Source organism: Peptoniphilus sp. (assembly GCF_034090345.1).
Lineage (GTDB): Bacteria > Bacillota > Clostridia > Tissierellales > Peptoniphilaceae > Peptoniphilus.
The window spans coordinates 1-11,161 of sequence record NZ_JAXDSS010000074.1; the positions used below are offsets into that span (position 1 = coordinate 1).

The following is an 11,161-nucleotide window of genomic DNA, read 5'->3' on the forward strand; positions in this document are numbered from 1 at the left end:
TGGAAGAACTGCAGTTTTTGAAATCTTAATATTAACAGATGAGGTGAAAGAAGCAATAGTAAAAGAAGTATCATTAAGAGAATTTAGAGAGTTATGCTCTAAAAATATGGTTTCTTTAAAAGATAGTTTGGAAACAATGGTAGATTGTGGTTTGACTTCTTTAGATGAAGTGTATAAAAATGTTGAATCAGTAGGTGATTTATGATTTACAAATATACGGCTTTAGATGGAGATAAAAGATTAACTAACCAAATTGAGGCTGCTAGCTTATCGGAATGTGAAGAAAAATTACTTTCAATGGGTTTGAGAATTATAAAAGTAGAGCCTGTATCTAAACTAAATTTAGATGATTTATTTTCAAAAAAATTTAAAAATGAAGATTTGTATATAATGTTTTATCAGTTATATATTTTGATAAATGCAAAACTCAATGTACCGGATTCAGTTTTGATTTTATCCAATAGCTACGAAAAACAAAAAGCTAAGCATTTAAAGAATGTTTACAAAAATATACTTGGAGGATTTACTTTAGCAGAATCTTTAAACAATGAAAAGGTTTGTCCGAAGTTTGCCGAAAATATGATAAAGATAGGCGAAGAATCTTCAAGTTTAAGTTTAATATTAAAAGAACTTTCTAATTATTATTTTGAGAAAGAGATATTTAAAAAGAAAATTTATTCGGCACTTACATATCCAATTATTCTATTTATCTCAACAGTAATAATAAGTAATTTTTTAGTTCTGTATATATTTCCTACATTTACTGAAATATTTTATAGTTCAGGAGTAGAACTGCCTATAGTAACCAGAATATTAATAAGTTTTTCAAACTTTTTTAGAACAAATTTTTTAATTATAAGCTCTTTATTAATTTTAGTCGGGATAACATTATTTACTTATTTCAAAACAGAATCTGGAAAGTTTAAATTTGAAAAATTTTTAATAAAATTTAAGCTTTATAGAGTAATTCAAACACATAATTTTATTTCTATGATGAGTTTTTTGTTAAATTCAAAAGTCATTATGTCAAGTGCATTAGAAATTACAAGAGATTCTATGAGTAATCTACATATGAAAAAAGAAATAGAAAAATCTATAGCAATGTTATATAGTGGAATTGATTTGTCTGAGTCATTAGAAGAATCTGTATTTTTTGATAGTATATCATTGTCTATATTAAAGGTGGGGGAGCAAGCTTCATCGGTAGATAAAGTTATAAAATCTCTAAAAGATTATTATGAGAAGAAATTAGAAATGGATTCAAAGAAGTTTTTGTCATTAATAGAGCCGATCATCATTCTTATTTTATCTATTTTTGTTGGATTTGTTGTATTGTCTATAGCAATTCCTATGTTCGATGTTGTCAACTATATTGGTTAGGAGGTAGTTATGAAGAATTTAAAAAAGAAAAAGGGGTTTACATTGGTTGAATTAGTAGTTGTAATAGCCATACTTTTGATTTTAGTGGCAATAGCTATTCCTAGATTTACTAAATCAAATCTATCTGCACAAGCAGCAGTACACAATTTAAACGTAAAAGAATTAAAAAATGCTGCAGTAATGTATTCGATTGAAAATCCGGAATCGACTGGAGCAATAACTCAAGAAAATTTGACGCCTTATTTTGAAGGCAAGTTTCCTAAACCGGTTAAAGCACTTAAGAAAGACTCATTTAGTGTTTCTATAGATAAAAATGGTAATGTTACAGTTACTCCCGGAGAAGTAAAAATAGAAGGAGACCAATTAGTCACAGTAGAAAAATGATAGTTATAATATTTATATTAGGAGCTATAGCAGGATCGGCTCTAGCTTGTTTCAATTATAGAAGGAATGACATAAAATCTTTTATATTTGGAAAATCTGAATGTGAAAGTTGTCATACAAGAATAAAGCCTTTGGAAAATATACCTATAGCTTCATTTATTTTATTAAAAGGAAAGTGCTCAAATTGCAATGAAAAAATTGATTTTATAAATTTTTTATATGAAATTATAACACCAATTTGTTTTATATTGGCGTACATTAAATATGGTTTAAGCTATAATTTTATAATATTATTATCGCAAATATTACTTTTATTAAGTATTTCATTTACTGATTTCAAAATGAAAGAAGTATATTCTGTAGATTTATGCATTTTATTTGGAATTAGTTTATTAAATTTGTTTGAAGGAGAAGCAATTGTTTCAATTTTAGTTTCTTGTGTAATAGGAGGAATATTTTATATATTTACTAGATTTTCGGTTATGGGAGAAGCTGATGTCATATTGGGATTTATAAGTGGTTTTTATGCAAAAACATATATGGATGGATTTCTAATCTTTAGAAATAGTTTTATACTTGCTGCAATATATGCTTTAATACTAACTTTTATTTACAAAAAAGATAGAAAATTTGAATTGGCATTTTGTCCGTTTATTTCTATGGCAATTTTTACGGTGATTTTATGAACAAAAACACAATTTTTTTATTTGAAGATTTAAAAATATTTATATTAAACAATTTTAGGGATGAGATAGTTTTGTATCCTCAATTGATAGAAAATGGAGAAATATTAGATACTAACTATGTATATTATTTGATGAAGAAAAAAATTGAAACTTTAAACATAAAAAATAAAGTTTTATTTTTAGTAAATTCATCTAAGTTTTTAAAATTTGATATAGATGTATCTAATATAAAAAAAGATGAGTATGAGTCGTATATATATTATGAGCTACAAAAATTAGTGCCTACAGATATGAGTGAATATGATTTTACATATGAATATGATGAAAATTTAGTAAACGTAAGGCTGGTAGCTAAATCTTTTTTAGATAAATATAAAGATTTAGCAAAAAATTTAAACTTAAAATTAGAAGGAGTATTCTACATAGATGATGTTTTAATTCAAAATAATTATATAAATTATTCGTTAAATAGAATAAAAGTTATTCAAAATGGTTTAAAAAAGGAAATGTTCTCAAATGAATTGGCAAAAAAATTTGAAATGTATGATTTAAGTGGTGAAGATATTTCAAATTTATATCTGAAAAAGTTTGTTGGAATAGATAGTGATATAGTAGAAAAACTTGATGAGTTATTACAAAATCTCAAATATGAAAGAATTAATTGGCTTGATAGATTTGCAAGTGAAAAACAATACGTATACTTTGGAGACTTGCCAATAGAGAGTTTATCAAAAAAATATATTTTTAAAAATTTAGAGATTGATGATATAAATTTAAAAAATAATTTTATAAAGAGTAAAAATAAAAATAGCGTGAATATATTTTTAATAATTGGAGCATTAATTTTATTAAATCTATGCATATTTATTTTATTAAATAATAGAGAAAATAAATTAAAAACGGAGTTTTCAAATTCTTTAAAAGAAATAGCTTTAGAAAAAGATAAAAACAATACATTAAAAGATGACAGAGAAAGAGATGAAAAAGGGATTGAAGGATACAATAAAAAGTTTGAATCATTAGTTGAGAATTTTGAAAATATAAGTAATACTGAAATATTTTTTGAGGAATATAAATTTTTAGAAAATAGAGTTACAATAAAAGGAGCTGCAAATTCTACAGCAGTTTTAGAAGATTTGCTAAAAAAACAAAAAAATATAAAGCTGATTTCAAGTTCTGTAAGAAATGGATACTTGTATTTTGAAATTGAAGTTGGATTGAGGGATTTAGATGAAGATAGGTAAGTTAACAGATGATGAATTAAAAGAGCATATATTTAAACATATTTCAAATTGTAGAGAAGAAGTTTTAAAAAAATCAGATATAGGGATAGATACAGCAGTTGTAGATTTAAAGGACGATTTAGTAGTTCTATCAATAGACCCAATTACCGGAACTAATTGTGGCATAGGTAAGCTATCTGTGAATATATCTTGTAATGATGTTGTGACAGAAGGGGCTACCCCAATAGGTATATTATTAAGTGTTCTTGCTCCGCCAAGTTGTGAACTAAAAGATTTAGAAGAAGTTATGATAGAAGCAAGTAATGAATGTAAAAAAATTAATATTGACATTATAGGGGGACATACAGAAATAACTGATGCTGTGAATAAGATAATAGTGACATCGGTTGTGGTTGGAAAGTTAAATAGAAATTCTGTGCTAAATAAAAAATTAGTTAAAAATGGAGATATAGTTTGTGTATCTAAGTATATAGCAATGGAAGGCACATATATAGTGACAAACGAAAAGAAGGGTTTATTAAATTTAACTGAAACGGAAATTAAAGAAATAGATGAGATGGGAGAAAGTATTTCTATCGTGAAAGAAGCAATGCTAGCAAAAGAAAATAATGTTAAATTTATGCATGACATAACAGAGGGTGGTGTATATGGTGCTCTTTGGGAAAGCAGTGAGTTCTTAAAGAAAAAATTTATTATTGAGAAAGAAAGAATTCCTTTAAAAAAAGTGAGTAAAAAAATTTGTAGTGAACTTTCTTTAGATCCATACAGGCTTATCTCAAGTGGTTCATTAATTATGGTTTTTGGTGAAAAGGATTTTGAAAATTTCAAAACAAAATGTGGGTATGAAAATATAAAAGTAACTAACATAGGATATGTCACTGATGGAAGTGGAGTAGAGATAATATCTAAAGTAAATAAGTTAATAGAAAATACAACAGTGGATGAGCTATACAAGATATTTTAAGTAACATTTGAAAAAGTTTTTGATAAGTGGTATAAATTATAGAGTAAGGGGGAATTATGAAATATAAACGAATTATATTATTTGTGTTTATTATTTCTATTTTTATACCGACAAATATTTATGCTAATAATGTACTTAATATAAAAATTGATAATAAAAATATGCAAGTAAATAAAGTTAATGTAAAAGTTGATGGAGAAATTTTAAAAGTTGATTATACGGCTTATACTATAGATGGCAGAACTTTTGTACCTATAAGAGAGCTTACAGAAAGCTTAGGAGCAAAAGTATCTTGGGATAATAAAACAAATAGTGCTACTATAGAAAATAAAAAGCAGTCTATAAAGATGAAGATTGATTCTGATGTAATTTATATAGACAATGTTAAAAATACAATTTCAAAAGATTCTATACCTAAATTTGCAACGTACTCAACTCCTAAATACGAGACAAAGACTATGGTACCACTAAGATTTTTATCAGAGACTTTTGGATATTCAGTTTTTTGGGATCAAGAATCTCAGACTGCAATAGTAACTACTAAAGAAGCTAAACTTATAAGTCAAGAAACGTCTGAATCTAAGACTAATGATAAAAAAGAGATTAAAGTTGATTCTAAAACAAGTGGTAAGGAAAATTCTCAAAAAAAAGCTGCTGCATTGACTATAAATGATACAAAAAATGGTATAATAGTTAAACCTAAAAAGACAGATGGCTTTAGGTCAGAAAATGAACTCAAACAAATGAAAGAACTTGACAAGGCAGAACAACTTGTAGAGCCTCAAAAAAAGAGAAATATTTCAAAGACTCTTAAGAAAAAAGGTAAAGTTACAATAGTTTTAGATGCAGGTCATGGCGGCAAGGATAGTGGCGGACTTAGTAAAGATGGGTACATGGAAAAAGTCCCTACTTTAAAAGTTGCTAAAAGATTATCTGAAAAATTAAAAGGTAAAGGCTATGAAGTAATAATGACTAGAGATAGTGATGTCTATATTGAACTTTTGGATAGAGCAGGGATTTCAAATGATTCGGAAGCAGAATTATTTTTATCAATTCATTTCAATTGTTCTGTAAATACAGAAGCTAGTGGAGTGGAAACTTTTTATGCTAGTGAAAAAACTGTTGGTATAAAATCTGTTGAGCAAAAACCTTTTGCTCAAGAAATACAAAAAGCTGTAATATCAGTTACAGGGGCAAAGAGCAGAGGTGCTAAAGATGGTTCGAGTTATTTAGTTTTAAATAAAACTAACACAGTAGCGGCTCTTGTTGAACTTGGATTTTTATCTAATTTAGAAGAGTTAGATAAAATTAAAGATGATGAATATATAGATAAATTAGTTGAAGGTGTTTATCAGGGAATAAATAACTATGTAGATAAGTATGTAGAATAAAGAGGTTTTTAACCAACATAAAATTATGGTTAGACCAAGAACTTAAAATTCTATTAAAAGAGGTCATCGACCTCTTTTCTTTTTGGAGGGAATATGAGAAAAGACAGAAATAATAATGAAATGAGAAATATAAAAATACAAAACAATTATTTAAATCATCCAGATGGCTCTGTTTTGATAGAATGTGGAAATACAAAAATTATATGTACAGCAATGATAGAAGATAAAGTACCTTTCTTTTTAAAAGGGAAAAATACTGGCTGGTTATCAAGTGAATATTCTATGCTGCCCGGCTCAACAGATACAAGAAAAGTTAGAGACTCTTCAAGAGGTAAAATTGACGGAAGAAGTCAAGAAATACAAAGATTAATCGGGAGAAGCTTAAGACAGGCTATAGACCTTTCAAAAATTGGTGAGAGAACAATATGGATTGATTGCGATGTAATATCTGCTGATGGGGGAACTAGAACAACTAGCATAAATGGGGCATATGTTGCATTAAAATTAGCAGTGGATAAATATATTGAAAAGGGAATTTTTAAGGAAGACCCAATTATAAGTAAAATTGCAGCTTTGTCTGTAGGGGTAGTCAATGGAGAAAATCTAGTAGATTTGTGCTATAAAGAAGATTCGAAAGCTGATGTAGATTTAAACTTAGTAATAAATGATAGATTTGAATTTGTTGAAATTCAAGGTACGGCAGAAGGTATCCCTTTTTCTTTAGATAGATTAAATCAATTATTGGATTTATCAAAGGAATCTTTCAATAAAATATTTGAGATTCAAGAAAAAGCAACCAAGAAAGCAAAAAAAATAGTTTTATCGACAGACAATGCACATAAAGTTGAAGAGATAAACAAAATTCTAGAAGGACTAGATATTCAGATATTAACTAAATCCGAAATTTTAAAATCAAATTTAGAAGTTGAAGAAAACTCCGATACATTGCAAGGTAATGCACATTTAAAAGCTGTAGAAATGAAAAAATATACGAATTATGCAGTTATAGCAGATGATACAGGACTTTTTGTAGATGAGTTAAATGGAGAACCCGGAGTAAAATCAGCGAGGTATAATGAAAAATTTGACCATAATGATACAGAAAATAGAAAACTACTTCTTAAGAATTTAGAAAAAACCAGTAATAGAAAAGCTAAATTTAAAACAGTCATAGCTTATATTGGTGAAAATAATGAAGAAATCTTTTTTGAAGGAATATGTAAGGGAGATATAACTAAATCAGAAAAAGGTTATGCAGGATTTGGATATGACAGTATATTTATTCCAAAAGGATATGATAAAACTTTTGCAGAACTTGGAACTGAAGAAAAAAATAAAATAAGTCATAGGTCAAATGCATTGAAAAAGTTTAGACAATTTATAGAAGATGAAATAAGTAAATAAAGTGGTTCAAGTATAGATTTTCTGTTTGGGATATAAAAAATATTAACTATAAAAATTAATTTTACCTGCTAAAACCATTGAAGCAATAACAATATAGAATACAATAAAATAAGAATCGCCACTATGAAATGTCTTATTTTAGACATTTCATAGTGGTAGAATTTTAAAAATCTAAAATTACTATAAAAATAGCCTCTTGTATAGCATAGATAATAGATAAAGATCAAAATCACATATGCTCTTATATTAGTGTGCTCAAAAATATAGATAAAAAAATTATTAATCGAAAAAGCAGAAATTATTTTTAAATAGACAGAAACATCTCCAGAGATTTTAAACTTTAGGTAAGTTCTACGATAAATCTGTACACAATTTTTGAAAAAAAGATAGGTTTTGGAAATAATTCAAATAAAAAACATTTGACATACTTATTAAATTTTGTTAATATATTGTTATCGGTTTTGGTGGATATGGCCTAGTTGGTTAGGGCGCGAGTTTGTGGCACTTGAGATCGTGGGTTCGAATCCCACTATCCACCCCATAAAATTTAAAACAGTATAAAATGTTTTGAGATGGCTTATTTAGGCCATTATTTTTTTGCAAAAATTAAAGTTTATTTATATATCTTTTTATATAGTATATTTTTGAATACTAAAATTTTTAGAGAATAAAATATGTTTAAAATTAGGATTCTATAGTTTAAAGAGTTTTAATTTTAAACAGAAATAGAATCTTGTAGCGATTCAAAAGTTTTTTCTCCAATACCTGGAACATTCATAATGTCCTCAATTTTTTTAAACTGATTTTTTTCACGATATTTTATAATACTCTGAGCTGTTTTTTCACCAACATTTGGTAATTTAGTTAAATCTTCTTTAGAAGCTGTGTTTATATTTATCTTTCCAAGGTTGCTGTTGCTTGAACTTGATTCTTCCACTTCACCTATATGCGGAATATAAATTCTGTCTTCATCAGATAACTTTTTAGCTAAATTAATATTATTTATATCTGCATCATCAAACATTCCACCGCAAGCGTTAACTGCGTCAATAACTCTTGATTCTGGAAGGAGTTTTACAAGACCTGGACTTTTAACACGGCCTGCAACGTGTACATAAATTTCTTTATTAGGTATTTCTTCTGGCATAGGTTCAGATTCTTCATCAGAAATTTCGTCAGAATTATCTATTAAAAGATTTGGTTGATATTTAAATTCTGAATTCACATCAACATATATTTTAGCTGCGAACATTGCTACAACGACAAGCACAACAATTAAAATTTTATTTTTTTTAAAGTTCATTTCAACACCTATAGGTTAAGTGCAATTTCCATCATCTTTGTAAAAGAGTTTTGTCTTTCTTCAGCAGTTGTCTCTTCGTGAGTAATTAATGAGTCGGAAACTGTTAGAATTGTAAGAGCTTTTTTACCTAAGTTAGCAGCTATTGCATAAAGTGCGTAGGATTCCATCTCAACTGCCAAAACGTTCATTGATTGCCATTTTTTCCAAGCATCTATATCGTCTTGGTAGAATACATCTGATGAAAGTACATTTCCAACGTGAGTTGTAATTCCTAAATTTTTAGCATTGTTGTAAGCTGATAGTAGTAAATCAAAATCTGCTATAGCACTAAAAGTTCCAGGGAGTTTGTAATTTTCTTGGAAGGCAGAATTTGTACAAGCTCCTTGCGCAAGAATTATATCGTACAAGTTTAGGTCTTTTGAATAAGCTCCACAAGAACCAACTCTAACAATGTTCTCAACACCATAAAATTTATATAACTCATAAGCATATATACCGATAGATGGAATTCCCATTCCACTACCCATGACAGAAATTTTATTTCCATTGTATTCTCCAGTGTATCCAAACATATTTCGTACATCACTAACTAGAGATACGTTTTCCAAATAGTTTTCAGCTATGAATTTTGCTCTTAAAGGGTCTCCGGGCATCAGTACAGTTTTTGCAAATGCATTTTCTTTTGCATTTATATGTGGTGTCATAAAATCATCTCCTTAAGTGTATTTTATAATATTAAAGTAGTAGAGGCAATATGATATAATCAATAAGAGGTGATTTAATGACATTCGAAAAAAAATTGGCAAAATATGCAAAGTTAATAATAAATATGGGAATAAAAGTTAAAGAAGGGGACATGGTTTCAATTTCCGGAGAAGTTGTTAATTATGAATTTTTAAGATATATAGCCGAAGAAGCTTATGCTGCTGGAGCAAAGGATGTAAAAATTCAATATAATGATCAAAAATTTACAAAGCTAAAATATCAAAAGTCTCCTTTAGAAGTTTTGACAACTGTACCGGATTATGTAATAGATGAGCAATTGTATTTATTGGACAACAAGGCTAAGTATGTAAAAGTCATAGGCACTGATCCAAATGGGTTAAAGGGAGTTGATTCTGATAAACTACAAAAAACTATTTTGGCAAGATCAAAAGCTTTAAAAGAAGTAAATAAGAGGATGATGAATAGCGAAACTTCTTGGATTGTAGTTGGGGCACCAACTGTTGAATGGGCTAAGTCTGTATATCCTGAATTGAGTGATGATGAAGCTGTTGAAAAATTGTGGGATGCTATTTTCAAAACTGCAAGGGTTGATTTGGAAGAACCTGAAAAAGCTTGGGAAGAGCATATTAATAATTTAAAAAAGTGGTCGAACTTTTTAAATGAAAATGAGTTTGAGATGCTACATTTTAAATCTAAAAAAGGTACTGATTTAAAAGTTAAACTTCCAAAGGGATATATTTTCGCAGGGGCAAGTGAATATGCTAAAACAGGTGAAGAATTTGTAGCTAATATACCTACAGAAGAAGTTTTTTCGCTACCTCATAGAGAAGGTGTTGATGGAATAGTTTATTCTACAAAACCCTTAAATTATAATGGAAACTTAATTGATGAATTTTATTTAAAATTTGAAAATGGAAAAGTAATAGATTTTGACGCTAAAGAGGGATACGAAACTTTGAAGAATCTTTTGGAAACTGATGAGGGAGCTTCAAGAATTGGTGAAGTTGCACTTGTTCCTTATGATTCTCCAATTTCAAATTCAGGAATATTGTTCTTTGAAACTCTATATGATGAAAATGCAGCATGCCATTTAGCTCTTGGGAAAGCTTATCCAACGAGCATAAAGAATGGAGACATAATGAGTGATGAGGAATTGATAAATGCGGGGGCAAATGATTCTCTAGTGCACGTGGATTTCATGATAGGAGATGCGACTACTGAGATAACAGCTTATAAAGGAGATAAATCAGTTCAAATCTTCAAGGATGGAAATTTTGTCATATAGTGAATAGAGAGCTTAGATAGTATTTTGATAAAGACAATATATTCTCCCAAAGTGGTGTTTTATAATATAGCAAATGAATTTGTGATGGGCTTGCAATCTTTGAAAGATTTGTGAGCCCGTTATTTTTATTTAACACATAAAAAACAAGTTCGTCATCTGAATATTTTCCGTCCTTAACTTCAATAGTGAGTTTGAAATTATTTTTTGAAACTTTTATAAAATGGTAGAAAGAATTTATTTCTAAATCTTTTTCAAAACTAGTTTGTCCTAAGATAGTTAAAAAATTGTTTTTAAAATCTAGTGTTTCAATTCTAAAATCATAATTTTGAATTTTGAAGTTTATATTATCTTCTATTTGTTCGACTATATTTAGGGATTTTTCAAGATAGATTAA

General features: G+C 28.0%; 11 protein-coding genes, 1 tRNA gene and 1 pseudogene. 10 read left to right on the forward strand and 3 right to left on the reverse strand.

The window, feature by feature from the left end:
- The 9 genes and pseudogenes from SOR77_RS06825 to SOR77_RS06865 form a co-directional block, all read left to right on the forward strand.
- Positions 1-205 (forward strand): annotated as a pseudogene (locus SOR77_RS06825) (type II/IV secretion system protein); the annotation flags it as partial.
- Positions 202-1,380: a type II secretion system F family protein gene (locus SOR77_RS06830; protein ID WP_320636391.1), complete on the forward strand. Its 1,179-nt coding sequence runs from the start codon at positions 202-204 to the stop codon at positions 1,378-1,380. The pseudogene SOR77_RS06825 and the gene SOR77_RS06830, both read left to right, overlap by 4 nt.
- A gap of 9 nt (positions 1,381-1,389) precedes the next feature.
- Positions 1,390-1,764, forward strand: coding sequence for a type II secretion system protein (locus SOR77_RS06835; RefSeq protein ID WP_320636392.1), 375 nt, complete (start codon positions 1,390-1,392; stop codon positions 1,762-1,764).
- The gene (locus tag SOR77_RS06840; protein WP_320636393.1) at positions 1,761-2,450 is read left to right on the forward strand and encodes a prepilin peptidase; all 690 of its coding nucleotides are present in this window, start codon (positions 1,761-1,763) and stop codon (positions 2,448-2,450) included. The genes SOR77_RS06835 and SOR77_RS06840 overlap by 4 nt, the downstream gene beginning before the upstream one ends.
- A complete protein-coding gene (locus SOR77_RS06845) occupies positions 2,447-3,694 on the forward strand; it encodes a hypothetical protein (protein ID WP_320636394.1) in 1,248 nt (415 codons plus the stop codon). Before SOR77_RS06840 ends, SOR77_RS06845 begins: the two co-directional genes overlap by 4 nt.
- Entirely contained in the window at positions 3,681-4,658 is a 978-nt protein-coding gene (locus SOR77_RS06850) for an AIR synthase related protein (protein ID WP_320636395.1), read from the forward strand. The genes SOR77_RS06845 and SOR77_RS06850 overlap by 14 nt, the downstream gene beginning before the upstream one ends.
- A 56-nt stretch (positions 4,659-4,714) precedes the next feature.
- A complete protein-coding gene (locus tag SOR77_RS06855; RefSeq protein WP_320636396.1) occupies positions 4,715-6,049 on the forward strand; it encodes an N-acetylmuramoyl-L-alanine amidase in 1,335 nt (444 codons plus the stop codon).
- Positions 6,050-6,142: 93 nt separating this feature from the next.
- Entirely contained in the window at positions 6,143-7,453 is a 1,311-nt protein-coding gene (gene rph, locus SOR77_RS06860; protein ID WP_320636397.1) for a ribonuclease PH, read from the forward strand.
- Positions 7,454-7,917: 464 nt separating this feature from the next.
- Positions 7,918-7,994: transfer RNA gene (locus SOR77_RS06865), tRNA-His, on the forward strand.
- Positions 7,995-8,168: 174 nt separating this feature from the next.
- Here SOR77_RS06865 and SOR77_RS06870 read toward each other — a convergent pair.
- Together SOR77_RS06870 and deoD are read right to left on the reverse strand one after the other, a co-directional pair.
- On the reverse strand, positions 8,169-8,756 hold the full coding sequence (locus tag SOR77_RS06870) for a helix-hairpin-helix domain-containing protein (RefSeq protein WP_320636398.1): 588 nt from the start codon (positions 8,754-8,756) through the stop codon (positions 8,169-8,171).
- 8 nt (positions 8,757-8,764) lie between these two features.
- Complete coding sequence (gene deoD, locus SOR77_RS06875; RefSeq protein ID WP_320636399.1) at positions 8,765-9,460, reverse strand: purine-nucleoside phosphorylase; 696 nt, start codon at positions 9,458-9,460, stop codon at positions 8,765-8,767.
- A gap of 77 nt (positions 9,461-9,537) precedes the next feature.
- Between deoD and SOR77_RS06880 the strand changes: the two genes are divergently transcribed.
- Positions 9,538-10,767: an aminopeptidase gene (locus SOR77_RS06880; RefSeq protein ID WP_320636400.1), complete on the forward strand. Its 1,230-nt coding sequence runs from the start codon at positions 9,538-9,540 to the stop codon at positions 10,765-10,767.
- On the opposite strand, the gene SOR77_RS06885 is transcribed toward SOR77_RS06880, so the two are convergent.
- Positions 10,760-11,161 (reverse strand): hypothetical protein (locus tag SOR77_RS06885; RefSeq protein WP_320636401.1); only part of this gene is annotated, 402 nt, incomplete at its 5' end. The two genes, SOR77_RS06880 and SOR77_RS06885, sit on opposite strands and share 8 nt — an antisense overlap.

Excerpts from the sequence above, each read along its gene's own strand:
- SOR77_RS06830 (WP_320636391.1), top strand. The coding sequence starts at position 202 with ATGATTTACAAATATACGGCTTTAGATGGAGATAAAAGATTAACTAAC.
- SOR77_RS06835 (WP_320636392.1), top strand. The coding sequence starts at position 1,390 with ATGAAGAATTTAAAAAAGAAAAAGGGGTTTACATTGGTTGAATTAGTA.
- SOR77_RS06840 (WP_320636393.1), top strand. The coding sequence starts at position 1,761 with ATGATAGTTATAATATTTATATTAGGAGCTATAGCAGGATCGGCTCTA.
- SOR77_RS06845 (WP_320636394.1), top strand. The coding sequence starts at position 2,447 with ATGAACAAAAACACAATTTTTTTATTTGAAGATTTAAAAATATTTATA.
- SOR77_RS06850 (WP_320636395.1), top strand. The coding sequence starts at position 3,681 with ATGAAGATAGGTAAGTTAACAGATGATGAATTAAAAGAGCATATATTT.
- SOR77_RS06855 (WP_320636396.1), top strand. The coding sequence starts at position 4,715 with ATGAAATATAAACGAATTATATTATTTGTGTTTATTATTTCTATTTTT.
- rph (WP_320636397.1), top strand. The coding sequence starts at position 6,143 with ATGAGAAAAGACAGAAATAATAATGAAATGAGAAATATAAAAATACAA.
- SOR77_RS06870 (WP_320636398.1), bottom strand. The coding sequence starts at position 8,756 with ATGAACTTTAAAAAAAATAAAATTTTAATTGTTGTGCTTGTCGTTGTA.
- deoD (WP_320636399.1), bottom strand. The coding sequence starts at position 9,460 with ATGACACCACATATAAATGCAAAAGAAAATGCATTTGCAAAAACTGTA.
- SOR77_RS06880 (WP_320636400.1), top strand. The coding sequence starts at position 9,538 with ATGACATTCGAAAAAAAATTGGCAAAATATGCAAAGTTAATAATAAAT.